Raw genomic sequence first — 26,341 nt, 5'->3', positions numbered from 1 at the left:
AGCTCCCACTATTAAACCGTTTCTTCTTCGTAAATTGGCACCCAGCCCTCAGTTGTGACAAATATGCGAACGGCGACGACTTGACGATCTTCTTGAAGTGTAAAGTAGTGACGAATATTCGGAGGCACAGAAATTAAATCACCTGGATTCAGTCTCACATCAAAAAAGACGCCGTCTTTGCCTTGAATGGCAAAGATTCCATGACCGCTCACGATAAATCTGACTTCATCATCCGTATGATGATGCTCACGTTTAAAGTTTTGAAGCAGTTCATCCAGGTTAGGAGTCGCATCTGATAATGAAATCACATCCTGCGCTTTGTATCCTCTTCGCTCGGAAATACTCTTTATTTCCTCTTGAAACACAGTTAAAATTTCTTCCTTTTCATCATCTGTTAAATCGTACTTTTCTGATAACTGTTTTGGTAGTTTTTCAATATCCCAATGTTCATAAATGACCCCTTGCTGTTCTAAATACGCCTGGACCTCTTGTTCGTTCTCAAGTAACGTGTTCTCTTCATTATGAATGTAAATGGTCGCCATGTGTGTTTCCTCCTTTTTATTTAACAAGCTGCTTTTGATAAAGCGCTACTTTCAAATGATAGGTAAATAAAAATTCATAAGCCTCTAAGACTCGTTTGGCTTCAAATGCGGTTTTCCCCCAAACGGTGATGCCATGATTACGAATGAGTACAGCACCAGCATCGTCCGTCAGGTGCACTGCAAATTGCTCTGCAAGGTGCGGAATATGAGCTGGGTTTTCAATAATAGGAACAGTAACTTCTGCATCCTCTTCCCAATAACCAAGCGCTTTGATGATTTCGTTGCCTTTAAAACGAATTTCTCCTTTATCGCCATACAGCTCAGAAATGACATTGTTATCGATCGTGTGGACGTGAAGACAACATCCTGCTTTCGTCCGCTCATAAACGTATGTGTGAAGCAGTGTTTCAGCTGATGGCCTGAGCGGCTGATTCGGATGAACCGGCTGACCTGCTGCATCAACAAGAACAAAATCTTCGTCGGTTTCTTTTCTTTTATCTTTGCCGCTTGCCGTCACCAAAAACGTGATGGGATCATCCGACACTTTTATCGATAAATTGCCGCTCGTTCCGTAAAACCAGTCTCTTTGTGCCAATTCACGTTTGACGTCTGCTAGTTCCTTCCAGCGTTTACTCTTCTCGTCTGCCATTCCTTCACTTCCTTTATTTGATCAAATTGCGCTTTTAGATCAACAAATGTTTCATACTCTTTATGTACGAGCCCTAGCTCTTTACATTCGTTCAGTAAATAATCACGCGCAAACGTGAGATCCGCATGTTTCGCTGCCTCAATATCAGTCACTGAATCACCAATCATGATAATAAAATCATCTTCCTGCGTCAGCTCTCGAATAATGGAAGGCTTGCAGCAGCCACAGCCATTTTGGCATTCTGAATCACAGGCATGCGGCCATTCAATTTGAATATGGTCTTCTTTAAATGATGCATGGTTACAATAAATATTCTCTTGTTCGACAATCCCTTCAAGGATGGGATAGACAAAAAAGTCCATACCGCCGCTGAGTACATAGAAAGGAATGTCTGCTTTTTTGACATCATCGACAAACTGTTCAAATCCTTCACGAATCTCTGTATCCTCTAAAATAAATGACCGAATGGCTTCTTTCTGATCACTCGTCAGTAACTGAAACATCTGTCCGACGCCTTCTTGGATCGTGATCTCTTTTGCTAGAACACCATCCTTCCATTTCGTCCATTCTTTTGGAGCAAACTGCTTCATGATGCGAATGATATTATCATTTTTCGTAATCGTGCCATCAAAATCACAACATACAATTGGTTTTTTCATTTATTCTGCTACCCTTCCCCAAAGATCAAGTGCTGCTTGTAAGTCTTGACAAGTTGATGCTTTTTCTTCGATAGACTCTTTTTTGACCACCGCATCAATGATTGAACGAAAGGCTTTCCCTCCTCCGATTGCTCCCCGCGGATGTCCGTGAATTCCCCCGCCTGCATTAATGACATGATCAAGTCCAAAATCTTTGATTAAGATCGGCACCATACCCGGGTGAATGCCTGCTGAAGGAACAGGAAATGTTTGTTGAACTGTATCCTCTTTCACACATGCTTCGAAAATGCCCATGGCATCTTTTTTCGGAAGGGCGACTGATCCATAAGGAGAGGGAAAAAGACTTAAATCAGCGCCAGCATATCGATTTAATTTGCCTAAAAGAAGGGAATGCGAGAATCCATAGTCTGGAGAGGATGTCATTGCACCGCTCACTGCCGGATGTGCCATGATCGGCAATGGGATCTCTGGATCTTCAGCCAAGCTTTGCATGACATCAAGTCCATAGGCAAAAACGTTGAATAAAAGCGCATCAGCCCCGAGTTCGGCTGCCTTTCTTGCTCTATCTTTCAAATCAAAAGTTTTACCAGTTAAATTAACAGCATAAAGCGTGCGATGTCCTGTCTCTTCATATGTTTCTTTTAATATCTTTTTTCCTTCCTTGATTCGATCTTCAAAAGGCGCTAATGGGCTTTCAAATAAAATCTCATCATCTTTGATGAAGTCTACTCCACCTAAAGCCTGTAAGCGGAGCTGTTCTTTTAAATCCTCCATATCACGGCCGATCACGCCTTTAAAAATACTCATCAATAGCGGCCGATCAAACACGCCTACTTTCTTTCGTAGCCCCTCAATGCCAAATACCGGTCCTGGCAGACAGCGTTTAAACCTTTCCGAAAATTCAATATCGACGAGCTTTACTTTCCCATCCAGTGAAAGCTTTCCAAAAATCGTCGTCAACACCGCTGGTATATCAGCTGAAAAGTTCGCCTCAGGATAAGCAATGGTCACCTCTGATTGATACAGACCACCATTTGCGGGGGACTGTTCTTTTACGCTCACCACACGGCCTTTATGTTTTTTCAGCTGCTCCTTTTTGAGCTGCGGCAAGTCCGTCCATGACCCGACCGTTAACCCAAGTGCGATCTGCTCTGCTTTTCGGTCTATTTGTTCATCCTCTCGATGTGTTAGTACGTATGTTGCCAGTAGTTCACTCACTAGGAATCCCCTTTCGATTGCGTCCTGTATATGGTCAATAAAAAAACCTCTTTAAGTGCTTGATCAGCGCGTTAAAGAGGTTTCGTCTCATTCATCCGAATCTTATCTCTCAGCGCTTGCTGCAAGAATTAGCACCGTGCTTCATCGAAGTCGGTTGCCGGGCTTCATTGGGCTAGTCCCTCTGCCTACTCTTGATAAGAATATTCAATTTTCTTAAATATTGCCTGAATTATCGCACCATTTTTTTACGTTGTCAATGGCTTTTTTTCAAATAACTGCAAGGCAGCGATACGATCAGCGGCTTCCTTTAGTCGCTCCTCACTTGTTAAAAGACCGACTCTGACGTAGCCTTCACCGTGAGCACCAAAGCCATTTCCCGGTGCCACAACAACATGTGCTTTTTCTAATAATACATCAGAAAAAGTTTCCGATGTATACCCTTCAGGCACCTTTAACCAAGCAAAAAACGAGCCCTTTGGCGCACTGACGTCCCAGCCAATCTCTTTGCATGCAGCAATCCAAGTGTTTCGTCTTTTTTCGTACCGATCATTTTGTACTTGGACGCACGTTTGATCGCTTAAAAGTGCTTCTGCTGCTGCATCTTGAGTTGCTTTAAACAGTGACACAAACAGGTGATCCTGATAAAGCTCAATGGCTTCGATTACAGAGGCATTCCCTGCTGCAAAACCGACTCTCCAGCCAGCCATATTATACGTTTTGGACAATGTATAGATTTCAATACCTGTCTCTTTTGCTCCGTCTATTTGCAGGAAACTGAGGGGCTTTTCGCCGTCAAATCCTATGCCGCCATATGCAAAATCATGGACAACACACATCTTATTTTCACTCGCGAACGCAACAGTATCTTCAAAAAATGTCCGGGTTGCAGTCGCACCAGTCGGATTATTTGGGTAATTTAAGTACATCAATTTTGCTTGATTCTTATCTTCCTCAGACAGTTGGTGGTAGTCAGGTAAAAAATCATTTTGTTCAAGAAGAGGCATTGTGACCATGCGAGCTCCGGCAAGCACAGCGCCTGACCAGTAATCAGGATATCCTGGATCTGGAACAAGCAGCGTATCACCTGGATTCAGTAGGCATTGCGGCAATTCGACTAGTCCCGCTTTTCCTCCAAATAAGATGGCAATCTCTGTCTTTGGATCAAGCGTGACGCCATATTCTCTTTCATAAAAAGCAGCTGCGGCCTTTTTTAGTTTCGCTGTCCCGCGGAATGAGGAGTATTGATGATTTTCAGGTTTTGCTACCGCTTCCTGCATCGCTTTCACAATATGTGGAGGAGTGGGCTGATCAGGATTTCCTTGACCTAAATTAATCACATCTGCCCCTTCCTGCATTTTCTTCTGCACTTTTTGAACAAGCGACGCAAAAAATTGTTTCGGTAAATGTTTCAATACATCTGATTGCTGGAATTCCATTTTTTCACCTTCTATTCAAGTTACGTGACAATACAATCACTGTAATGGATTGTTTTATGAATTGTAAAGCAATTTTGAAAAAAGATTGACATGTGAACTGCAGCTCTGATAATATCTAGAATTAAGAAATGCAAGCAGACATGAAACAATTACATATTGATTTCTCTTATCGAGAGTTGGGCGAGGGATTTGGCCTTTTGACCCCAACAGCAACCGACCGTTAATACCATTGTGAAGTGGGGCGCAGCAAGAACAGCGCCAAGACAATTCATTGTCTTATAGGGCACGGTGCTAATTCCATCAGACGTATGTGCTGAGAGATAAGAGAGGCTTCGAGCATACACGCCATCAAGCCTCTTTCTCTCAGGAGAAAGAGGCTTTTTTATATGATTTGGAGGGGAAACAATTGGTTACACTTACGGCATCATATGAAGAATTAACAGAAAGTTCGGCAGTTGCACTTGCCATTAGACTTGGCTTAATTCAAGAGAGCAGTCATTTGACATGTACTGAAATTGGCGACGGAAATTTAAATTACGTCTTTCATATTTATGATCACAAACAAGCAAAAGGACTGATTATCAAGCAGGCCCTTCCTTACGCAAAGGTCGTTGGAGAAAGCTGGCCGCTGACATTAGACCGCGCAAGAATTGAAAGTGCAGCACTCATCAAGCAATCAGAGTATGCACCTCATCTTGTACCAGCCGTCTATTATTCGGATACAGCTCTTGCTGTCACAGCAATGGAAGATCTATCACACCTTGAAATCGTCAGAAAAGGGCTAATTGCCGGAAAACATTATCCGTATTTATCAGATCATGTCGGAGAATTTTTAGGCAAAACACTATTTTACACGTCTGACTTTGCCACAAATCCTAAAATCAAAAAACAATTCGTGAAGCAGTTTACAAACCCTGATCTTTGTGACATTACAGAAAAACTCGTCTTCACAGATCCTTTCTTTGACAGCGAAACGAATGACTTCGAAGAGGAATTAAGAGAAGAGGCACAAGCACTATGGGCTGATCTTGAACTGCAAGCAAAAGCAGCAGAATTGAAACGGATCTTCTTAACCTCTGCTGAAACACTGGTACATGGAGATCTTCATACAGGCAGTATTTTTGCAAACGAAACGGAAACGAAAATCATTGATCCAGAGTTCGCTTTTTACGGTCCTTTCGGATTCGATATCGGTCACTTTATTGCCAATCTGTTCATCAATGCTTTATCTCATGAGAATGAAGAGGATCAGCAGCACCTTTTTGATCATGTCGTCAATGTGTGGGCAACATTCAAAGAAGTGTTCACAAAAGCATGGAAAGAAGACAGTATTGAAGCGTTTAGTGTATCGGACAGCTTTTTAGAAACAACCTTTGACCGTATTTTAAAAGAAGCCACCGGCTTTGCTGGCTGTGAGCTTGTTCGCCGAACCATCGGTCTTGCGCATGCGGCTGATCTCGATGCGATTCCATCACATTCTAGAAGGCTTCAGCAGAAAAAAGCAGCACTTACACTAGGAAAAACATTCATCAAACAATATCAAGCAGTGGAAACAGCGTCTGACCTCGTCGCATTATTCCAGCAAACTGTAAAGGAGTGACGAGTTTTGTCTAAAGAATTTGAAGTTCCCCGTTCCGTCGAATGGGAAGAAAACCGTATCAACATTTTGAATCAGCAAAAATTACCCGCTGAAACCGTGTTTGAGCATTTATATACAAAAGAAGATGTGTATGATGCCATTGTGACGCTAAAAGTGCGCGGAGCACCTGCTATTGGCATTACAGCGGCTTTTGGGCTCGCACTGAGTTCACAAGAGATTGATACAGAAGACATTGATCTCTTTAAGCGAGAAGTCGCTCGCCTGAAAGAATATTTAAACAGTGCTCGTCCAACCGCTGTGAATCTTGCCTGGGCATTAGACCGGCTTTATCAGCGTATTGAGCGTGCTGCTTCGGTGAATGCAGCCAAAACTGATCTTGTCCATGAAGCCATTCAAATTCAAATCGAAGATGAAGAAACATGTCGGCAAATCGGTCAAAATGCTCTTCAGCTCTTTAAATCTGGTGATCGAATTATGACCATTTGTAACGCAGGCTCCATTGCCACAAGCCGGTACGGAACAGCGCTTGCACCCTTTTATTTAGCGAAAAAGAAAAACCTCGATCTTCATATTTACGCATGTGAAACACGTCCTGTCCTTCAAGGCGCTCGTCTGACGACATGGGAATTGATGCAGGGCGGCGTAGATGTGACGCTTATCACGGATAATATGGCAGCCCATACGATGAAAGAAAAACAAATTTCTGCCGTTATTGTTGGTGCAGATCGAATCGCTAGAAACGGTGATACAGCAAATAAAATTGGAACGTTAAGTCTGGCTATTTTAGCTAAACACTTTCAAATTCCATTTTTTGTGGCAGCGCCTCTTTCGACCTTTGATGTGTCAACTCAGGATGGGTCAGATATTCCGATTGAAGAACGCGACCCGCAGGAAGTAAAGGAATTAAACGGCATCCAAATTGCGCCTCCTGACGTGCAGGTATTTAACCCTGCCTTTGATGTCACTCCTCACCACCTCATTTCCGGAATCATTACAGAAAAAGGCATTATCACTTCCAACTATACAGAAGAAATTGATGCACTATTCACCGAAAGCGCGTCACTTTAATCAAACAAAAGCGCGGAGTTCTTATCATTTAAGAGCACCGCGCTTTTTTGTTTCGTTCGTTTTTGCTAATATTTCTTTTTTCTGTTCTTCTGTCAACACGTTCATTTTGACACATAGTGATGTGACGGCGTACATTTTATCTTTCTTGCCCCATAACATGTTAGCTGCCTCCTTTTTCCCTAGACCAACTTTTTTAGCTTAATAAAAGGATATGTCGCTCACTAAACATTTGGAACAGGTCAATTCATTTATTTTTGAACAAATGGGATGCCTTCTAATTCTAACAGGATCGCTTTCATCCCTGTCTTCGTCCCTGCATAACCAGTCAGAGTCCTGTCTTTTCCAATGACCCGGTGACACGGGATAAAAATAGGCAATGCATTGCGTCTATTAGCTTGTCCAATGGCTCTGACAGCCTTTGGATTACCGATCACTTCTGCAATATCAGCATAGCTCTTTGATTCACCATACGGAATAGTAGAAAGTGCCTCCCACACTTGCTCTTGAAACGGAGAGCCTGCTTGCTTGAGCGGGAGATCGAACACTTTCCGATCGCCCTTAAAATATTCATCCAGCTGTTTTTTCGCTTCTTTTAATACAGGCGTGTCTTCTTGTTTAAAATGGTCTCTCTGTTCTTTGACCAAAAACGATTCATCATCAAACTTCACTTCAATGATGGTACCATCTTTCTCTAGTATGTATAATGCCCCGATTGGTGCGGTATAGACTGTATAATACACATTAAAGCTCCCCTTCTTGTTTCTGCTGCCGGAGTGGAAGCGTGAGATGGAACACTGTTCCGACCCCTTCTTCACTCTCTACTTCAATGGTTCCTTGATGCTCTTCAATAATTTTATAACTAACCATTAACCCAAGTCCAGTGCCTCTTTCTTTTGTTGTATAAAATGGTTCTCCGAGACGCTTTAGTTTATCCTCTGTCATGCCGCAGCCTTCATCACGGAGAGAAATCACAATGTGCTCCTCCCCCTTCCTTTGAATGGTCACGTATACATTTCCTTTCTGAGGCATTACTTCAATCGCATTTTTCAAAATGTTAATAAAGACTTGCTTTAACTGATTTTGTTCACAGTAGATGAGCGGAATATCATCGAGCACATCTAAATGCATTTGTACATTGCCAAGATTGGCCTGTGCGTGAAGAAGGTCCATCGTGTCTTTGACAATTTGCACGACATTTTTTTCTTCATAGATGATGGCCTGCGGTTTCGCTAAAATCAAAAATTCTGTAATGATGGATTCGATTCTTTTTAGCTCTGATGTGATAACATTAAAATAGAGCGAATACTCCCCTTCAATGTTTCCTTTGAGCAACTGAATGAAGCCTTTTAAAGCCGTCATTGGATTTCTAATTTCATGAGCAATTCCAGCGGCAAGCTCTCCGACAACATGAAGCGTATCCGATTTTCTTACCCGCTCCTCTAATTCCTTGCGTTCAGTCACATCTCTAAAGATGGCCAAATTCATGTTATGAATAATATTTCGTTTAAAAGAAAACTCCAAAATACGTTGATCTGGATGGTTCAGCACAAAGGGAACTTCATTGTCCATCTCATCTAATGACATCGCCTGAGCTGGCTGCGCCAAATTTTCAATTTGATATGGCGCAAGGATATGAAAAAGATTCATTTCCGTTAAGTGATCATCTTTGAGGCCAAGCAGTTCACTTGCGGATGGATTCACATCAATAATCCGGTATTGATTATCGAAAAGAACAATGCCATCCATAGAGCCATTAAATACTTTACGGAATTTGAGCTCACTTTCTCGCAGCTCCTCTTCCATTCGCTTTCTGTCACTGACATTCCGTAAAATGGTTAAGTGCTGTCCTTCTAATACCGCATGCTTAGAGGTGAACTCAAGCTCTTTGAATTGGCCATTCGCCATTCTAAAGAGGAGTTCTTCTCTGATTTCAAGATTCCTGATATACCGTCTTCTTGTCGGCCGGTATCTGCGATCAGATTTGACTAGAAAATCCATGAGTTTCTTGCCAATTAGCTGATGCATCGGTAATTCAAAAATTCGACAGGCGGATTCATTTGCCCTGACAATTTCTCCATCATCCGCCCAAATGATGATGGCATCCATCGCATTTTCGAATATTTCTCTAAAACGTTCTTCACTTTTTAGCAGTTTTTCTTCCATTAATCTTTTTTCTGTAATATCACGCATGATGGACATGTAAAAACCACTCATCACATTGGATGTGATGGTCAGTTCGAATAATTTGTGTTGCCCAGATTGAAGGGTAACAGGAAGTTCTCCCTTTGCTTTCCCTGTTTCTTTCAATGAAGTTAATAGCTGCTGGAGCGATGGAAGGTTTTCTTCTTCAACAAATTCATTTAAATAGCGGTCTGTTAAATCTGTTTTTTGAAGTTCAAAGCTCTGGCAAAAAGAGTGATTGGCGTCAATCATACAACCATCCTGATCAAAAATGACCATGCCGTCAATCGCTCGATCAAATAAATCTTTAAACAGCTGCTCATTCATCGAACGTTCTCGCTCTAATATTTTCTTTGAAGAAATATCACGCATGACGACAATATATTGTTGATTCACCACGTCGTGCTCCGCCACAAATTCAATATATTTTGTCTCTCCATTTTCAAGTTGAATGGAGATCTCTCTTTTTAACGTTCCTTTTCGAAAAAAAATCTCAAGTGAGCAGTCAATTTTGTTTTTCGGGATGCCGTATAGGAAATCTAGAACGGATTTATTGAGGAGGTCTTCTTTCGGTGTTTGCACAAGCCTACATGTCGCTTCATTGGCTTGAATAATGTTGAGGTGCTGATCAAATATAAAAATGGCATCTAACGTCTTATTTAACAGCATTTTGTGCTGTATCAATTCATTTCGCAAATATTCGTTCTCTTTTTCTAATTTTCTGATATTTTTTGCGCCATCGAGCGTTTCAGTCATTCTCTTACACTCCTTTTCCAGCCTCATTCCTCTACAATATTTCTACAAGATTTTCATTGTTCCTTCATTCGACTCATAAAAAAAGAGAACTTTTTACACGAGGCTTGCTTCATTTGTTTCATTTGGATGACACGATTGTATAACGATTCTCTTTTCTTACGCTTCTTTTACAACCGTTCTACAATTTCACATCAAATAGCGAAATGAGCTAATTTGTATTTTAAAATGGGGCAAATGAGGGAACAGTGCACTTAGAACGTTTATGTTCGAAATGAAGCAGGAAAGGTGATGTTATGACGTCAACGAGAGACAGTTATTTTGATAATGCAAAATTTCTTCTGATTTTTCTAGTTGTTTTTGGTCATTTGTTACGGTCATTCATACATGATAATGACTGGATACTCTACTTATATAAATTTATTTATACATTCCATATGCCCGCTTTTATATTGGTGTCTGGCTTCTTTGCCAAAGGTTTTAGAAAACCAGGTTTTATGAAAAAAGTCGCAGTTAAGCTGATCATCCCATATTTGATTTTTCAGGTCATCTATTCTGTGTATTATTATTTCTTACAGGATCAAAGCATCTCTAACTTAAATCCGATTGATCCACAATGGTCTTTATGGTTTTTAATCAGTTTATTCTTTTGGAACTTACTACTCATTCCTTTTTCAAAACTGCCATTCCACTGGGCAATGATCGTCAGTTTATCGATGGCGTTACTTGTCGGTTACGTGGACAGCATTAGTGATACGCTCAGCCTATCTCGTACGTTTGTCTTTTTGCCGATGTTTTTAGCTGGCTTTTATTTAAAAAAGCAGCACTTTGAATTTATCCGAACAAGCAAAGGGAAACTGACTGCACTTCTTGTACTGATGGCCGTGTTCATGTTTTGCTATTTTTATGAATTCGATTATTCCTTTTTATTTGGATCACAATCGTACGCTTCTCTTGGAGATGAAGGACTCATTGCAGCGATGAAACGAATGGCATGGTATTTACTTGCATTTGCTGCTACCTTTAGTTTCTTTGCATTAGTCCCAACCCGCCGGTTCTTTTTTACCAAATGGGGCACAAGAACTTTATATGTCTATTTACTTCATGGCTTTGTGATTAAGCTTTTAAGAACGACTTGGTTTGATGATTGGGCACTAAATACGGCAAGTGTATTGATTCTATTGCTGCTTACGGTCCTCTTAACCTTTACCCTATCTAGTACATTTGTTAAAACTGTTGCACAACCAGTCATCGAGCTCAAAATGACCAGTCTGATGCGAACCATTACTGGCAGACAAAACAGTTATATTAAATAGAAAAAACGATCTCTCTGGATCGTTTTTTCTATTTATTTTTTGTTTTTCTGTTCAGTGTGACATTCATCGTTTTTTTTAGGCTTCATTAAGGTATCAATCCATTTACTGCTGTTTATATCTCCCAGCTCGCTGCCAAATTCCTCTTCCAAGATATCGGGGTTCATCGGTTTTTTATGGTCTTTCATATCTTTACTTTTCACATGTTTTTTAGTCACGAGATGCTCCCCCCTGTTTCCCTTGATGAGAATTTCGGTTCGCCTGGCGGTCTTCTGATTGCTCGTCAAATTGTGTTTGTCCTTGATCGTGTGCCATGCTTTCTGTAGGCGTCATATTATTCGTGAGAGCTTCATTTTTTGCTGTTTTTCTTTTCATTTGTCATCATTCCTTTTTAACATGTTTAGTTCTTCGCTCAATTGATCAAATAGCTCTTTCATTTGTTTGACTGTCACTGGTTTTTCCTCAGGCTTTAACTCATATCCAATTTGCCCATTCGCTTCTAGCGTTGCTTTTTTGAGACTGCTGATGTCTGCGATGCCCTGCTGCTTTAAGCGCATTTTGAATTCGTCCCTTGTCAGACGCGTTTTTTTCAGCTTGTGATCAAGCATTTCTCCATCCTCTAAAATCACCACAGACTTCCCTGAAACCAATTTTTCAAAGAAATCAAACCGAATTGACAGCTTTTCCATCACCACAAGTGCCACAATAAAGATGGTCGCTGCATAAATGGTTTCAAGTAAATTATGCTCAATGAAGGGTTGGATAATAATCGATCCAATTGAAATCATGATGACTGTCTGTTGAACCGTTAATTGACTAATGGATTTAGGTCCTGCTATTCTCAGCAGCAAGGTACCAACGAGTAGCATTACAATTGCTTTCCATAACACATCCAGCACGTCTCTTTCACCTCTTACCTATAGATTGCGAACATCCCTTGTGATTTAGCCAGTTATATAATGGAAATAAAAAAAACCAGCATTCAGTAGGAATGCTGGTCTGATTGTTGATAAAGAGTTAAAATGATCTTTATTTTAGCTCTTCTTCTTTTCAGCGTGATAGAAAACCTTTGCAGTCTAGGAAAGTCGAGCACCGGAGCGGAGCGAATTTGACATTCGTGAGCACCGGAGCACAGATTTGACAACGAATGCGAGGGTTTGTCTACACGCTGAAACCAGCATTCAGTAGGAATGCTGGTTAGCCGATGATCACACGCTCTTTCGGATAATGATAATTCGCTTCACTTTCCCGGCGGCCAATTAAATACAAGAAGCTTGGAATTCCAATCCGTCCTATAAACATGACGACCATAATAATACACTTACCAAATACGGACAAGTCAGACGTAATTCCGAGCGACAGTCCTGTTGTTCCGAAGGCAGAACAAACTTCAAATAAAGTTTCAAGAAGTGTATGATGGTCTGATAAAGTTAACAGAAACGTAGCACCAAACACTAAAATAAAGGCCATCATCGTCACCATGAGGGATTTATTAATATCCGCTTGATGAAGCTCTCTTTTAAAGATTTTAATGGACTTATTTCCTCTCGCAAAATGAAACAGAGCAAGTAAATTAAGGGCAAACGTGGTTGTCCGAATTCCGCCCCCTACCGAGCTTGGAGATGCCCCGATAAACATCAGCAAACATAAAAATAACAGTGTCGGCTCTGTCAATTGCGTAATATCTAATGTCGAAAGCCCGCCACTTCTGGTAGCTGTTGATTGAAACAAAGAATAAAACAAGATTTCATGCCAGCTCTTCCCTAGAAAAGTAAACCGGGCTTCAAGTGCATAAATCCCAATTGCCCCAACGACAACAAGGAGGCCAAACGTGATCGTTGTAATTTTCGTAAACAATGAAAACGATGCATGTTTTCGGTCTTGATTGAATAAATAATCCTTTACTTCGACAAGTACCGGAAAGCCAATAGCGCCAAAAATGATGAGCAGCATCGTGATAAATTGAACGAAATAGTCATCTTTATAAGGAATTAACGAATTCCCTGTAATATCAAAGCCTCCATTGGTTGTTGCACTGATACTAGAGAAAAATCCATGTAAAAAAGCGCCTTGCACATCGTAATACTTTAGAAAATACATACTTAAAATCAGACCGCCTACAAACTCAATCAGCAAGATTAAATATAAGACCTGCTTCATGAGTTTTACAATTCCTGATAAGTTGCTCTGGTTTTGGTCTGCCATAATTAATTTTCTTTCTTTAATGCCGATCCTTTTTCGCATAACCAGCCAGACGAATGTACCAAGGGTCATAATGCCGATACCGCCGATTTGCAAAACAAATGCAAGGATCCACATCCCGGTCACACTAAATGTTTGTGACGTATCGACAACAGTCAGACCCGTGACACTGACAGCACTCACAGCTGTAAACAGCGCATCAATAAATGTCCATTTGACTCCTTCTTGGTGGGCCACTGGCAGACTGAGTAGTATGAACGACACGGTCACAGCAAGAAAATAATAAAGGGCAATCAGCTGAAAAGCCGACAGCCGGTCGATTAGTTTTTTCATTGGATTCATGGTTATTCCTTCTTTTATCTTTCTTTTCGAATACTATATCATTTTAATGAAAAGAGAGAAGATTTTAAAGGTATTTTGTGCTTTATTTACTTTTTCATCAAAAAGAAAAAGACATCCTTACGCAGAATGTCTTTTGATCTTTCTTATTTTGCTTCGAGTCTTCTAATTCTTTCGTTTAAATCAGGGTGTGTTGAGAAAAGAGAAGCTTTTCTTTTACCACTGATTTTCAGTGTAGCAACAGCTGTTTGATCATCATCTTTAATTCTTGATGTATACGCCTCTAGTGAACGAAGCGCATGAATCATTTTATCTTTTCCTGCAAGGTCCGCACCGCCGCGGTCTGCATGGAATTCACGATGTCTAGAGTAAGCAAATACGACAAGGCTTCCTAAGATAGAGAAAATAATTTGGAAGACGATCACAGCGATAAAGTGAACAATCGGCACAAGCTCTTCACGTGGAACGAAACGGCTTGCGATCCATGCCGCAATTCTTGAAAGGAAGACAACAAACGTGTTGACGATTCCTTGAAGTAACGTCATTGTAACCATGTCACCGTTCGCTACGTGAGCGACTTCGTGAGCGATAACCCCTTCAACTGCTGCATCATCCATTTCATGAAGCAATCCAGTTGATACAGCAACAAGCGATCTTCTTTTAGAAGGACCTGTCGCAAATGCATTTACTTCAGATGATTGGTAAATACCAACCTCAGGCATTTTAGAAAGGCCTGCTGCTCTTGATAGTCTGTGAACGCGGTCAACAAGCTGCTGCTCATCATATGTTAAAGAATCCTTTTCTGGATTTAACACACGCACACCCATCATCATTTTTGCCATCCAGCGAGACATCGCTAGTGACATAAACGAGCCTACAAAACCAACAACTGCACTGAATACAAGAAGATAAAGGATATTAAGTCTTCCGTCTGCTCCTATATAAGAACCAACACCAGTTGCTGCACTAATAACCGATAGGACAATACCAATCGTAGTGATAACAAGAATGTTCGTTAATATAAACAGAAATATTCTTTTACCCATACATAACCTCCGCTGTCATATTAAGTTCATTTGAACTTATTAATAAAATTATAAAAATAAACGTCTCAAATTGCAAGGAAAAAGGAATCGTTTTCTATGTTTATCATACTGGCTAAAACCTCGTCATTTCAATGATTACGCTACTTGCATCCGCAAACAAGTGAACAAATTGTGACGCACCGGTCCTATTTTAGTTTATTTTGCATTTTCATTAAAAAGAGATTATGATGTTGAATTAGATCAATAATCACGTTTTTGACGTACAAAATGAGGTGGAACATGGTGACTTTTAAATTAACGAGAATTGACATGACGAGACTTCTGTATTCTCTAAAAGGCGAGGGAGATCTGACTCCGCTTCAGCTTTTGAATTTATCTGTAAAAAGCGATAAGGAACATGAATATGATGAATTAAAAATCCCTTCGTTTTTTGAAAAACTCGAACGGCGGAAGCAAAAATCAGAGCACGGGCTTTCAACGAACGAAATCGTTGAGCTTGGCAACTTGTGTGAGCTGACTTCACTTAAATCGACAGCCATTCAAAACTGGATCAAGCGCGATATTAAAGATATGATCGGCCATCCAGAGCTTGGCAAGAAGTACTCCATTGATCAAGTCGTTATTTTATTAATTGTCCGGGATTTAAAATCAGTATTTGATTTTGATTCTATTCGTACGATCTTATCTGCCTTATTTAATACGATCACAGATCGAACGGATGATATTATCAGCCCCATCCGTTTTTATGAAGCATATGCGCACGTCCTTGATTTTATTTATCACCATACACATTTTCCATTAAAGGAAACGAATTTACGAGAAATGACAGAAGAGCAGACGGACAAGCTCCACGAAGAGTTTACAGAATTGTCGAAGCCGCAATGGCATTTGATTAAAGGCATTATCAGTTCTACCGTTTTCTCCGTTTTCACTTCTCACTTGCAAAGCACAGCGCAAGAAATGATGTTGAATACGCTTCAGCTGAAAAAGGCTTAAACTGAGCCCGAGGTGACCTTCATCACCTCGGCTTTTTTGTGCAGCAATTGCCAGCATAATTGCAGGCTGTTTTTTTCAAAATAAGAAGGCGCAACAAACATGAGGTGAAAGGAGGAATATGTGATGGCAAATCGAAATCAACTTCTTGTTCCTGGAGTAGAACAAGCTTTAGATCAATTTAAATACGAGATCGCTCAAGAATTTGGCGTGAATCTCGGTTCAGATACAGTCGCACGTTCAAACGGTTCTGTTGGCGGCGAGATGACAAAAAGACTCGTACAGCAGGCGCAATCTCAAATGGGCCATTCAACTAAATAAAGACATGGTGAAATACGCCGGATCTATTCTGGCGTTTTTTTACTGTTCATATGTAGGCTCATCCCGGTTTTCACGGTATGAGGGCGGTGTGTTTTTTCCTTTTTGTTTGACGCCATCTCTGTTACGTTCGCCGTACGGACGATTCTGACCACTGTCGTTTTTTTTTACATGCTTTTCAGTATCACCACGTGATGTGCCGTTTGGATGTTTTTTTTCATCTGGATCAGTTGAGTGATTTTTTTTTTGCTCTTTGTCTTTTTCAAAAGGGCGGTCCTTGTCTTCTTTTCCCTTTTTCTCTTTGTTGTCAAGATTAGGGCTTGTTTGGTGAGGCTTTTGAACAGCTCCTTGCTCTTCCCTCTCAACTTCCTTCTGCTCTTTGTCTTCGCCTTCAGGAGCTTCTTTATCAGGCTGCATCTCATCGCTATCGTCTGTCTTTATGTCTTCTTTTTTGTCTTCGTCTTTTTGATCTTCATCAGCATTTTTCGGCTCTTCTTCTTTGACAGCCTCGTCATCTGCTGAATCTTCATCTTCTTTTTTAACGTCCTCTTGTTCGTTTTCTTGCATTTCTTGATTTCTAATATAAGTTCCTGTTGAGATGCCTGCTTTTTGTGCCTTTTCTCTTGTTTCCAGGTCACCTTCCACAGTTTCCAGCTTATAATTGCGCTTTTGATATTCCCCCGAGATGGTGCTGATTTTACTTTTTACGTTTGTTTTGTATGTATGATCCCGCTTGTTTTCATAAACAGTTGAAATATAAATGCTTTTAGAGTGGTTCACGTATCCTTTTTTATCACAATCATCGATGATTTCCTGCACGACTTTGGTCATGTCGTTTTTTTCTAAATCTTTCATACTGGCCAGTACTTGCTTCGCATCTTTATTCAGCGGAGTGACACCGATCACTTGATAATTGTGATCGAGTTTCAGCTCAAAGCTTGGGTTAATGTCAATCGTCATATATGCATATGCTTTTTGACTTGAGAAAGATGGCATCATAGTGAAAATCACGACAATAATTGCTGCAATTGATAGAATTCCTGCATTTAACGGACGTAAACGAAGCAGGTCAAAAAAACCGGCTCTTTTTCTTTCGAGACGTGATTCATTCGGAAACGTCACTTCTTGACCGATTTCATAGTCTTGCTGTTCATACTTTGTCCGCAGAAATTGTCCATCAGGGGTCAGCAGTGTGACATATTTTTTGTTTTTCTCTACTATAATGCCTCTTCTCATGAATTAAGCACCCCTTTAAGGTAATCTTTCAAATACACATAATCACCTGTCATAATGATCGCCATCGCAATAATATATTTTCTATTTCTCTCAATCGTTTTGCGGCTGACTTCCACTAGCTTTTCCAGCTGTTTGACTGGCAATTGTTTTTTCTGAAATAAAATGGTTCTCAGTTCATCGTGCTTAACGAGTGTATGGGCCACTTTAATGGCATTTTGTCTCGCATCCGCATGCTTTGGTGAATGCTCAAGCAGTTCTTGAAACGTAAGACCATATACTTTCAATCGTTCTTTAAAATGTTCAATCTCTTCTCTTCTATGTTCTTGTTCAATTAAACGCCTATATTCATTTGCAGAAAGCTCTGCTTCAATCATGCTTTGCGAGTATTCGCCATTCTCACTTTCTTGAAGGTCCATTTGAACCGTTGGCGCGTTTCTTGCTTCTTTTCGAATATAGTCGATTACTTTTCTTTTAATAATTAACTCCGCAAATGCAAGGAGTGAGTTGCCTTTTTCGGCAGAGTATTTTTCTATCGCTTCATTAAAGGCAATTAAGCCTACGCTAAATTCATCATCTTTTTCATCTATATATCGTTTACAAACGGATGAAACCGTCTTAGCGACAAATGGTTTGTATTGCTCTATTAATGCATTTTGCAGCTCGGTATCACCCTGTTGGATGTTGATTGCCGACTGCTCTAATGTTTGCTTTTTCTTTCCCTTTTTAAACAAAAGGCTAAGCAATGGTTTCACCTCAGTTCTCCCTATATTACTCATTTATGATAGCTAATTTATGAGGGAAGCGCAAAGGAAGAAATGAGGAATTCATTTCCTGTTACTCAATTGTGACATGTATTTCTTTATCTACTTTACAACGTTTCGTTTAAAAGCAAAGAAATAAGGGGGTATCCCCCCCTTTTTTGTAATATACGTGTTATGAAAATGAAATGATATTTCTTTCAAAAAACCTACTCTTCCAGCCGCTTCTCTTGTTTTTCCTCGTTTTGTTGGCCACCTTTTCTTGATGGACTTGATAAAAACCAGCCAAATGCTGCAATCGCGAGAAGGACCGTCCAGAAAATGATTTTCCATAATGTTGAATGAATGAAATGAGAGGACACGATCCCAATGGCTGGATGAGAAAGTGTATAGAGCGTCAGCTTCACGCCAACCCATCCGACAATGACAAATGCCGCTGTTTCTAGGCTTGGTCTCGTTTTAAGCAGTTTCACAAATACAGTCGCCGCAAACCTCATGATCACTAGACCAATGATACCGCCCAATAGAATGACAATAAATTGACCGCCATCAAGCCCGCCAATTTGTGGAAGGTTTGTTGCTGGCAGAGTCACAGCTAATGCAACAGCTGCTAAAATAGAATCTACTGCAAATGCAATGTCAGCAAGCTCAACTTTCACGACGGTTGCCCAAAAGCCGCTTTGTTTCATGTTTGTGTCTGCTTCCTTTTTCTTAAATACGTGCGATTTTAAAATATGGTGAATCGAAATATATAGAAGATAAATTGCGCCAATGGCTTGAACTTGCCACACATCTACTAAAAACGAAATAAGAAAAAGAGAACCAAATCGCATGACAAATGCTCCCGCAAGTCCGTAAAACAATGCCTTTTTTCTTTGTTTTTCAGGAAGGTGTTTGACCATCACAGCCATAACCAGCGCATTATCAGCTGCTAAAATCCCTTCTAATCCAATCAATACGAGAAGAACCCACCCGTACTCTAAAATAATTGCTGCATCCATCATCATTCCTCCTTATTTTTTATCTATTGTCCCACAACAGACAAAGGCTTATGAATGCAAAAAAGACCTTTGCCTGAAATGGCAAAGGTCTTGCTAGACATGTGATATGTAAATCATGCCAACAAAGCCGATGGAATGAGGTTCCATGTAATGACGACTTTGTTTCCGGTGATAACCGGACGCTACTCCCCTTTGGTGGGATTAAGAATATTTAGATTACTTATATCATAATCAACAGACCCCGGATTGTCAACAGGTGACTTTTTATCTCCACCCATTGATTAAGCCGTTGGTGTTTCTGTTTTTCTTTTTCTTCGTTTCAGCCACACGTAGAGAACAAACAATAAGAGCATACCAATTCCAATCGGCAATACATATGGTTCTAAAATGGTTCCAACCTCTTGCCAGTTCTCCCCAAGGACAAATCCTAGATACACGTATACAAATGTAATCGGCGTAATCGCCAAAAACGTATACAGGCAAAAAACCCACACGTTCATCTTCGCAATCCCACACGGAATGGAAATAAGGGTTCTGACCCCTGGAATAAACCGGCCGCTAAACGCAACAAACCCGCCATGTTTTTCAAAAAAGGCATCTGATTTATCAAGTGACTCAGGTTTCACAAAGAAATACTTCCCATATTTATTTAAAAAGGGTCTCCCTCCATAACGCCCTAACCAGTACAAGGTCAAGGGGCCTGCAACACCGCCAATAGAACCGGCAGCCACAACACCAATGAAGGCCATGTCCCCTTTTGAAACCCAGTAACCTGCAAGAGGCAACACCACTTCAGCAGGAACAAATTCAATGCATAATGCAAGAAAGATGCCGAAGTACGACAAATTCTTAAAGGCATCAGCTAATGAAATAATAAAATCTTCGATGTTTATCAATCCCTTTCACACATAATCAGTTTGACAGGCTATGCTTGCAAATCGTACCATGCCACCTATTAAACGAATTTAAAACCAAAAACGATTCACTTTTCTTCGTTTTTTTACATTAAATTTGATTTTACTATAAAAAATGTTCAAAAAAAATGCTGAATGCCCTTTTTAAGTAAAGGAAAAGTGAACACAGGCGCCACTTGATCCGATATATTAAGTATATGTCTGTTTTTAGATACAGGAGGTTTTCTTACATGACACATTTAACAGGAAGCTACAACGGATGGCTTGTCTTTCTGTCAGTCGCTGTCGCCGCTGTCGCCTCCTACTCAGCTCTTCAATTAGCCAGCCGGGTGATCCAGTCGAGCGGCGCAAAGAAAAGAGTATGGTTGATCATTGGTGCGATGATCATGGGGATGGGAATATGGTCAATGCATTTTATTGGCATGATGGCGTTTCATCTACGCTCTGGTATCACATATGAAACACCCTTACTCATTTTATCGATTTTGGCCTCTTTTATCGGTTCTTTCATTGCTTTTTCAATATGTATTCAGCAGCAACTTTCTACAAGACGACTTTTGATTAGTTCGATCACGATGGGCTCAGCTATTTGCAGCATGCACTACCTCGGATTGGAATCAATGGCCAATGTCACCATCAGCTATGACCCTGTTCTCTTTTTTCTTTCGTTTTTTATTGGTGCGCTCGCTTCATTCTTTTCATTACACCTTTTTTTCCGGCTCCATCGCTCTGAGAAAAGGCGGGAGGATCAGCTGTTAAAAATAGCGGGTGCTCTGATGATGGGCGTTGCTATTGCGGGTATGCATTACACTGGCATGGCGTCTTCGACGATGTTTTTTCATTCAGATGGTCAGGTCGCTGCGGGTGGTTCTCTTGAAATGTCACCATTCAGCCTGTCCATTTTCATCGGCCTGATGACACTTATCGTCCAATCACTCATGATTTACGGCGCCTATATTGATCACCGGATTATGTCACAATCCGATCAGCTAAAAGAAAATGAACAGCGGTTCCAATCACTGATCAAACATAATATAGATGGGATTATCGTGTTATCTGTTGATCGAAAAGTGATATCTGCGAATGACCAAGGCAAACACATTTTGAAAATGTGCAATTCCTGGATCGGTGATGATGTGAGTCAATACGTCATGCCGACTGAGATGTGGGAAGACTTTATTTATCAATCTAAAAAAGCAATTACGCGTGAAGCAGAACTGAAAGCAGCAGATCGTTTTTATTATTATCATGTTACATACATACCCGTACACGTCAACCATACACTTGACAGCATTTATCTCGTTTTAAAGGATTTAACCCAGCAGAAGATTGCTGAAAAAGAAATTCATGTGATGGCACATTATGATGCATTAACTGAACTTCCGAACCGTCGTCACGGAATTAATCATTTAAATGATGTTTTATCCGCTCAAGAAGAGACAAAAACGTCAACGGCAGTTCTTTTTCTTGATTTAAATCGGTTTAAAATTATTAATGATGCCCTTGGTCATAACATAGGCGATCTGCTGTTGAAAGCCGCCGCAAACAGACTAACCAAATGTTTGCCTGACAATGGCTTTATTGCAAGAATTGGCGGGGATGAATTTTTAATGATCTTTCCTCACATGGAGCATAACACACATAAAATTGAACAGCTTTTGAAAAACATCATTCACCAATTTGAACGTCCTTTTTTCATTCAAAACCATCAGCTCATTACATCCATTAGTATTGGAATCGCCATCTCTCCGCAAAACGGAAAGAATGGTATGGAATTGATGAGAAAAGCAGATATGGCCATGTATTTATCAAAGAAACATAAACAAAGCCGCTATGAATTCTTTACTGAATCTATGGAGAGATTGAGTGAGGACAGACTCAATCGCGAACTGGAGCTACGAGATGCCATTCAAAGAAAGCAGTTTGTGCTTCATTATCAGCCGCAAATCAGCGCCAAAACAAGACAGATGACAGGTGTTGAAGCCCTTTTAAGAATGAAAGCACCAGACGGTTCTCTAAAATCACCCGAGGCTTTCATTGAACTTGCTGAAGAATCGGGCCTGATTATCGATATTGGAAGGTGGGTCATTGACACGGCATGTCAGCAGGCAAAATTGTGGTATGACAAGCAATTGAAAATCCCTGTAGCGGTCAATTTATCTGCTAAGCAGTTTAACTCTGAAGACTTAATTGATTTGATCAAACTAACGCTAAAAAAATACGACCTTCAACCATCACTTCTTGAGCTTGAAGTGACAGAAAGCATGACAATGGACAACATCAAGCAGTCAAAACAGGTACTGACGTCTCTAAAACAACTTGGCGTCCGTATTAGTATTGATGATTTTGGTACAGGCCATAGCTCTTTAAGCTATTTGAAGGATTTGCCGATTCACCGTCTGAAAATTGATAAATCATTTATCGAGGATATTTTGAGCGATTCAAAGTCTGAGCAAATTACAGGGGCTATTATTGCAATGGGGCACCAGCTATCTCTAGAAGTCATTGCTGAAGGTGTTGAAACTTTTGCACAAGCGCAACTTTTATCTGCGCAGGGCTGTGACGATCTACAAGGCTTTTATTATGCCAAGCCACTTCCGGCTAGTGATATTGAAAAATTTATCGCCTATCCTGCCCATCAGCTGGATACATAAAAAAGGTGCCCACCATGGCACCTTTTCGTTTTATCTAAATAACAAATGCTGACTGTGAATACCTGCTTTTTTCAGCAGACTAATTAATTGCTCCTGTTCTTCACGCGAAAGACCAGAAAACGCCCGCGCAATTCGAAGAGAATGGATTGGATAAATTTTATCCAGATAACTGCGCCCTTTATCCGTTAAATGGGCATAAACTGACCGCTTATCCTTTGGGTCCTGTTCTCTTTCAATGAAACCATTTCGTTCTAACTTGTCAATTACGTACGTCACATTCCCGCTGACAAGCAGGAGTCTTGAGCCGATTTGCTGAAGTTTTTGAGCACCTCTCGTATACAGTAATTCGAGAACGGCAAATTCAGTTGGATTGAATCCATGCTCCTTGCTGTCTCTAATACTGTGTTCGGAAACGCTTTTAAATGCCCTTGCAAAAACTTTGTAAAGCGTCATTGAACGTTCTACTTCTTCTTCATTAAACGATAGTCTCATCACATATCTACCTCTTATAATATTTTTTTAACTTCAAGGCTTTCTTGCGGTGCAGTTGGAGCCTTTCGTAAAAAATAGAAGTACGTTTTTGAAAACCCTTTCAACCACATAAGTGACTCCATTCGTGTTATGTATAAGATTTCGATATAAACTTTTAAAATCCTTCTTATTTTTCACAATCATCTCGAAAAAAAGCTTTTCCAGCAAACCATCATGTTACGACAAATTTTAACATAATCTGTAAAGGCTCTATATTTTCTTACATTTGATTCGTCAAATTTCTACAAAATTCAATATTGCTATAATATTAAACACACAAAAAAAGACCCTTCATGTGACAACGCACATGATAAGGGATGTTAAAGATAGCGATCGGTTTTGTTGAAAAAGAAATGATACTCTTTTTTTAAGTCACTAATTGTCATGTTCTTGGTCATATCAGGGCTATACACCCCAAGTGAGCAAAGCTGCTTCGTATAATAATGTCTTTCTTTCGCTAAAGCTTCTTTTAATATACGCCGCACGACATCTCCCCTCCTATCAATGGATATGGATCGGGTGCTTATGAGGACTTTTTATACAAATCATTTTGTACGGCTCTAAGAAGAGCATGTGCATTCTGACCCGCAGCCTGCATGAACTGCTCCAGCAGTTCATCCCTCTTCACATCTAATGCGATGATTTCTTTTGCCATACGGATGATCTGTGTTTTCTCCATCAAGTGCGCCTCCTCCTCATTTTTTCTTTTTCTTATCATATGTTCACGTGATATGTTTTGCACTTTATATGTTAATTTTCCTTCCATTGTTTTTCACTTTATTCATTTTTGTGTTATATTATCTAACAAACGTTAGGTTTTTTTACTGACTGTTCGATATAATATGAAGAAAAGACTTGCAGGGGTGAGGATATGACACAGGAAGATGTATCTTATAAAGATAAAAAAGTCATTTCAATCGGGATTGTCAGTGAATTAACAGGACTTTCCGTCAGGCAAATCCGATATTATGAGGAACGGAAACTCATCTACCCCCAGCGCTCAACAAGAGGCACACGGAAATATTCTTTTTCTGATGTAGAACGTTTAATGGATATCGCCAATAAACGGGAAGATGGTGTGCAGACAGCGGAAATTTTAAAAGACATGAAGAAAAAAGAACAGGCATTAAAAAGTGGTCAATTTAAGAAAAAAATGCTGGAAGGACAGATCAACGCACACTTCCGGTACAAAAATCGATGAACTAAATAACAATCCCTTACTCGGCAAAATAGACTTAGCATCTGATCGCCCTGAATATGAAACGATGAAAGCACAAACTGATCCAAAGACTGATTCTTGCTGAAGAGTCGCGAAAGCAAATGCGTTACAGCTCATCTTGAATCATTGATGCAACAAAACGAGGCAGCAATTGCAGCCTCGTTATTAGCTAAAACAACCATTCAACTATTTATCACCTAAGATACTTGATCTTTAACGATTTAGTTTTTCAAATTTGCTCAGGAATCGAAACAGTTCGTTCATTGAGCACATTCCCCGTGTTTAGCGTCGTTTTGGGTTCTATTAAGAGCAAGTGAACTTCTTCTTCAGCAATTGGCTGATGTTCAACTCCTTTTGGAATCACAAGAAATTCTCCTTCATTAAGCGTTATTTCCCTATCCCTAAAACGGATGACTAGATTGCCTTTCCACACAAAGAACATTTCATCCTCATCATCATGGTGATGCCAAATGAATTCACCCTTAATTTTCACCATTTTCATGTATGAGTCATTCAACTCTCCACCTATTCTAGGATTCCAATAATCATTTATTTGCGAAAATTTTTCTTCGATATTTACCTTTGAAATCAATGGATTACCCTCCTTATTAAATGGAAACGGCTATTTTAATTGCCACAGCTAAAAAATTCTCATTTTCTCCTCTCGATCAAGTAAAAGCGACGCAATGAGCATCAACCTCTCTATCATTCAGTTTACATACTTCGTTGGATCACGTAAAATCAAAAAATAGCATATAGATCATCACAATTCGTGATGCAAAAAAGGAGAGTTAGTTTGGATATTAAATCTTTGGAAGTATTTAAAGCCGTTGCCATTGAACAAAGCATCACAAAAGCTGCTCAAAAATTAAATTATGTGCAGTCCAATGTCACCGCAAGAATCCAACGTCTTGAACAAGAGTTAGGTGTACCTCTTCTCTATCGATATCATAAGAAAATATCTTTAACGCCTGCAGGACGTGAACTGCTTCCCTATGTAAATAAATTACTATACGATTACGAAGAAGCGATAGAAGCAGTAAAGCTTTCCTCTACTCCGCGGGGATCTTTACACATTGGATCTATAGAGTCCACCGCATCTACAAGATTGCCCAGCATTTTCACAGAATATCACAAAAAATTCCCACAAGTAGAATTGAGCTTGTATATGGCACCTACAGTGGACCAAGTTAGCGCTATCCTCAACTACAAAGTAGACAGCGCGTTGGTAGATGGGCCAATTCTTCATCCAGAAATCATCGAGTATCCTGTATTGGAAGAATCCCTCGTTCTCATTACAAGCTACTCCACGGAGCAATTCCAGGTAGAATCTATTTTACATGAGCCGTTGCTCTCATCATTCGCCCATTGTATTTATTTAGGACGATGGCAAAAGTGGCTAGAGAACAATGGCTATCCTCCTATGAAGGTCATGGAATATGGTACGTTAGAGGGCGTCCTTAAATGTGTTGAAAGCGGGCTGGGAGTGACTATATTACCAAAATCTATGGTTGAATCTCGGGGAGAAGGCAAATTCACCTGTCATCCATTACCAGAACCACATCGAATCGTGCCCACTGTGTTGATCAGGCGACGTGATTCGTACATGACCAGTGCTCTCTCACAATTTATGGAGTTAATAGGCATTACGAATATGTGATCTGAGACAGATCATTGTTTTCGTTAATAAGAAAAAAGAGGATAGAGAGAG

Annotated in this window: 29 protein-coding genes and 3 riboswitches; of the genes, 8 read left to right on the top strand and 21 right to left on the bottom strand. The window is 40.2% G+C overall.

Annotation, left to right across the window (positions count from 1 at the left end):
• Positions 1-11: 11 nt before the first annotated feature.
• The 5 genes from ACNO7B_RS06575 to ACNO7B_RS06555 all read right to left on the bottom strand — a co-directional run bounded on the left by ACNO7B_RS06575 (position 12) and on the right by ACNO7B_RS06555 (position 4,504).
• A complete protein-coding gene (locus ACNO7B_RS06575) occupies positions 12-542 on the bottom strand; it encodes a 1,2-dihydroxy-3-keto-5-methylthiopentene dioxygenase (RefSeq protein WP_024719646.1) in 531 nt (176 codons plus the stop codon).
• Positions 543-558: 16 nt separating this feature from the next.
• Positions 559-1,191 carry a methylthioribulose 1-phosphate dehydratase gene (locus ACNO7B_RS06570; RefSeq protein ID WP_025207241.1) on the bottom strand — a complete coding sequence of 211 codons (633 nt, stop codon included), beginning with the start codon at positions 1,189-1,191 and terminating at the stop codon, positions 559-561.
• Positions 1,155-1,850 carry a 2-hydroxy-3-keto-5-methylthiopentenyl-1-phosphate phosphatase gene (locus ACNO7B_RS06565; protein ID WP_017367123.1) on the bottom strand — a complete coding sequence of 232 codons (696 nt, stop codon included), beginning with the start codon at positions 1,848-1,850 and terminating at the stop codon, positions 1,155-1,157. Before ACNO7B_RS06565 ends, ACNO7B_RS06570 begins: the two co-directional genes overlap by 37 nt.
• Positions 1,851-3,068, bottom strand: a complete 1,218-nt coding sequence (gene mtnW, locus ACNO7B_RS06560) for a 2,3-diketo-5-methylthiopentyl-1-phosphate enolase (RefSeq protein WP_417901325.1) — start codon at positions 3,066-3,068, stop codon at positions 1,851-1,853.
• Positions 3,069-3,167: 99 nt separating this feature from the next.
• Positions 3,168-3,269: riboswitch (SAM riboswitch) on the bottom strand.
• 44 nt (positions 3,270-3,313) lie between these two features.
• A complete protein-coding gene (locus tag ACNO7B_RS06555; RefSeq protein ID WP_417901324.1) occupies positions 3,314-4,504 on the bottom strand; it encodes a pyridoxal phosphate-dependent aminotransferase in 1,191 nt (396 codons plus the stop codon).
• Between the two features lie 163 nt (positions 4,505-4,667).
• Positions 4,668-4,831: riboswitch (SAM riboswitch) on the top strand.
• Between the two features lie 79 nt (positions 4,832-4,910).
• Between ACNO7B_RS06555 and mtnK the strand changes: the two genes are divergently transcribed.
• Positions 4,911-6,104: an S-methyl-5-thioribose kinase gene (gene mtnK / locus ACNO7B_RS06550; protein WP_417901323.1), complete on the top strand. Its 1,194-nt coding sequence runs from the start codon at positions 4,911-4,913 to the stop codon at positions 6,102-6,104.
• 6 nt (positions 6,105-6,110) lie between these two features.
• Positions 6,111-7,172 carry an S-methyl-5-thioribose-1-phosphate isomerase gene (mtnA, locus tag ACNO7B_RS06545; RefSeq protein WP_417901322.1) on the top strand — a complete coding sequence of 354 codons (1,062 nt, stop codon included), beginning with the start codon at positions 6,111-6,113 and terminating at the stop codon, positions 7,170-7,172.
• Positions 7,173-7,196: 24 nt separating this feature from the next.
• On the opposite strand, the gene ACNO7B_RS06540 is transcribed toward mtnA, so the two are convergent.
• The 3 genes from ACNO7B_RS06540 to ACNO7B_RS06530 all read right to left on the bottom strand — a co-directional run bounded on the left by ACNO7B_RS06540 (position 7,197) and on the right by ACNO7B_RS06530 (position 10,109).
• A complete protein-coding gene (locus ACNO7B_RS06540; protein WP_017359454.1) occupies positions 7,197-7,331 on the bottom strand; it encodes a hypothetical protein in 135 nt (44 codons plus the stop codon).
• An 89-nt stretch (positions 7,332-7,420) separates the two neighbouring features.
• The gene (locus ACNO7B_RS06535; RefSeq protein WP_410684715.1) at positions 7,421-7,912 is read right to left on the bottom strand and encodes a methylated-DNA--[protein]-cysteine S-methyltransferase; all 492 of its coding nucleotides are present in this window, start codon (positions 7,910-7,912) and stop codon (positions 7,421-7,423) included.
• Between the two features lies 1 nt (position 7,913).
• On the bottom strand, positions 7,914-10,109 hold the full coding sequence (locus ACNO7B_RS06530; protein WP_410684716.1) for a PAS domain S-box protein: 2,196 nt from the start codon (positions 10,107-10,109) through the stop codon (positions 7,914-7,916).
• A 293-nt stretch (positions 10,110-10,402) separates the two neighbouring features.
• On the opposite strand from ACNO7B_RS06530, the gene ACNO7B_RS06525 reads away from it, so the two are divergent.
• Positions 10,403-11,422, top strand: a complete 1,020-nt coding sequence (locus ACNO7B_RS06525; protein WP_007498757.1) for an acyltransferase family protein — start codon at positions 10,403-10,405, stop codon at positions 11,420-11,422.
• Between the two features lie 32 nt (positions 11,423-11,454).
• On the opposite strand, the gene ACNO7B_RS06520 is transcribed toward ACNO7B_RS06525, so the two are convergent.
• From ACNO7B_RS06520 to htpX, 5 genes are all read right to left on the bottom strand, one after another.
• A complete protein-coding gene (locus tag ACNO7B_RS06520) occupies positions 11,455-11,637 on the bottom strand; it encodes a hypothetical protein (protein WP_008346122.1) in 183 nt (60 codons plus the stop codon).
• Positions 11,630-11,794 (bottom strand): hypothetical protein, encoded by a 165-nt coding sequence (locus ACNO7B_RS06515; protein WP_008346124.1) that lies wholly within the window; start codon positions 11,792-11,794, stop codon positions 11,630-11,632. The genes ACNO7B_RS06520 and ACNO7B_RS06515 overlap by 8 nt, the downstream gene beginning before the upstream one ends.
• Complete coding sequence (locus ACNO7B_RS06510; RefSeq protein ID WP_417901321.1) at positions 11,791-12,318, bottom strand: DUF421 domain-containing protein; 528 nt, start codon at positions 12,316-12,318, stop codon at positions 11,791-11,793. Before ACNO7B_RS06510 ends, ACNO7B_RS06515 begins: the two co-directional genes overlap by 4 nt.
• Before the next feature lie 298 nt (positions 12,319-12,616).
• On the bottom strand, positions 12,617-13,963 hold the full coding sequence (locus tag ACNO7B_RS06505; protein WP_007498761.1) for a TrkH family potassium uptake protein: 1,347 nt from the start codon (positions 13,961-13,963) through the stop codon (positions 12,617-12,619).
• 143 nt (positions 13,964-14,106) lie between these two features.
• Complete coding sequence (htpX, locus tag ACNO7B_RS06500; RefSeq protein WP_007498762.1) at positions 14,107-15,006, bottom strand: protease HtpX; 900 nt, start codon at positions 15,004-15,006, stop codon at positions 14,107-14,109.
• A 279-nt stretch (positions 15,007-15,285) separates the two neighbouring features.
• Here htpX and ACNO7B_RS06495 point away from each other — a divergent pair, with 279 nt between their 5' ends.
• Together ACNO7B_RS06495 and ACNO7B_RS06490 are read left to right on the top strand one after the other, a co-directional pair.
• A complete protein-coding gene (locus ACNO7B_RS06495; protein ID WP_058213831.1) occupies positions 15,286-16,002 on the top strand; it encodes a DUF1836 domain-containing protein in 717 nt (238 codons plus the stop codon).
• A 123-nt stretch (positions 16,003-16,125) separates the two neighbouring features.
• Positions 16,126-16,320, top strand: a complete 195-nt coding sequence (locus tag ACNO7B_RS06490) for an alpha/beta-type small acid-soluble spore protein (RefSeq protein ID WP_008346135.1) — start codon at positions 16,126-16,128, stop codon at positions 16,318-16,320.
• Between the two features lie 39 nt (positions 16,321-16,359).
• Here the strand turns inward: ACNO7B_RS06490 and ACNO7B_RS06485 are convergent, their stop codons facing one another.
• The 4 genes from ACNO7B_RS06485 to ACNO7B_RS06470 form a co-directional block, all read right to left on the bottom strand.
• Positions 16,360-17,553: an anti-sigma factor domain-containing protein gene (locus ACNO7B_RS06485; protein ID WP_417901320.1), complete on the bottom strand. Its 1,194-nt coding sequence runs from the start codon at positions 17,551-17,553 to the stop codon at positions 16,360-16,362.
• Positions 17,550-18,305 (bottom strand): RNA polymerase sigma factor SigI, encoded by a 756-nt coding sequence (sigI, locus tag ACNO7B_RS06480; protein WP_008346139.1) that lies wholly within the window; start codon positions 18,303-18,305, stop codon positions 17,550-17,552. The genes ACNO7B_RS06485 and sigI overlap by 4 nt, the downstream gene beginning before the upstream one ends.
• A 215-nt stretch (positions 18,306-18,520) precedes the next feature.
• Complete coding sequence (locus tag ACNO7B_RS06475) at positions 18,521-19,312, bottom strand: TerC family protein (protein WP_060781003.1); 792 nt, start codon at positions 19,310-19,312, stop codon at positions 18,521-18,523.
• A gap of 96 nt (positions 19,313-19,408) precedes the next feature.
• A riboswitch (yybP-ykoY riboswitch) is annotated at positions 19,409-19,515 on the bottom strand.
• Between the two features lie 78 nt (positions 19,516-19,593).
• A complete protein-coding gene (locus ACNO7B_RS06470; protein WP_007498772.1) occupies positions 19,594-20,208 on the bottom strand; it encodes a DedA family protein in 615 nt (204 codons plus the stop codon).
• Between the two features lie 248 nt (positions 20,209-20,456).
• On the opposite strand from ACNO7B_RS06470, the gene ACNO7B_RS06465 reads away from it, so the two are divergent.
• Complete coding sequence (locus ACNO7B_RS06465) at positions 20,457-22,880, top strand: EAL domain-containing protein (protein ID WP_417901319.1); 2,424 nt, start codon at positions 20,457-20,459, stop codon at positions 22,878-22,880.
• 30 nt (positions 22,881-22,910) lie between these two features.
• Here ACNO7B_RS06465 and ACNO7B_RS06460 read toward each other — a convergent pair whose 3' ends face one another.
• The 3 genes from ACNO7B_RS06460 to ACNO7B_RS06450 all read right to left on the bottom strand — a co-directional run bounded on the left by ACNO7B_RS06460 (position 22,911) and on the right by ACNO7B_RS06450 (position 24,090).
• On the bottom strand, positions 22,911-23,375 hold the full coding sequence (locus tag ACNO7B_RS06460) for a MarR family winged helix-turn-helix transcriptional regulator (protein WP_088004396.1): 465 nt from the start codon (positions 23,373-23,375) through the stop codon (positions 22,911-22,913).
• 356 nt (positions 23,376-23,731) lie between these two features.
• Entirely contained in the window at positions 23,732-23,896 is a 165-nt protein-coding gene (locus ACNO7B_RS06455; protein ID WP_008346148.1) for a hypothetical protein, read from the bottom strand.
• Between the two features lie 38 nt (positions 23,897-23,934).
• On the bottom strand, positions 23,935-24,090 hold the full coding sequence (locus ACNO7B_RS06450; RefSeq protein ID WP_008346151.1) for a hypothetical protein: 156 nt from the start codon (positions 24,088-24,090) through the stop codon (positions 23,935-23,937).
• A gap of 192 nt (positions 24,091-24,282) precedes the next feature.
• Here ACNO7B_RS06450 and ACNO7B_RS06445 point away from each other — a divergent pair, with 192 nt between their 5' ends.
• The gene (locus tag ACNO7B_RS06445) at positions 24,283-24,612 is read left to right on the top strand and encodes a MerR family transcriptional regulator (protein ID WP_008361347.1); all 330 of its coding nucleotides are present in this window, start codon (positions 24,283-24,285) and stop codon (positions 24,610-24,612) included.
• Between the two features lie 247 nt (positions 24,613-24,859).
• Here ACNO7B_RS06445 and ACNO7B_RS06440 read toward each other — a convergent pair whose 3' ends face one another.
• Entirely contained in the window at positions 24,860-25,222 is a 363-nt protein-coding gene (locus ACNO7B_RS06440; RefSeq protein WP_007498780.1) for a cupin domain-containing protein, read from the bottom strand.
• A gap of 204 nt (positions 25,223-25,426) precedes the next feature.
• On the opposite strand from ACNO7B_RS06440, the gene ACNO7B_RS06435 reads away from it, so the two are divergent.
• Positions 25,427-26,290, top strand: coding sequence for a LysR family transcriptional regulator (locus ACNO7B_RS06435; RefSeq protein ID WP_039170301.1), 864 nt, complete (start codon positions 25,427-25,429; stop codon positions 26,288-26,290).
• Positions 26,291-26,341: the final 51 nt, after the last annotated feature.

It is taken from the genome of Bacillus sp. AK25 (assembly GCF_048270685.1).
In the GTDB taxonomy this organism is placed as follows: Bacteria; Bacillota; Bacilli; order Bacillales; family Bacillaceae; genus Bacillus; species Bacillus altitudinis.
This window is presented reverse-complemented; position numbering and strand designations above follow the sequence as displayed.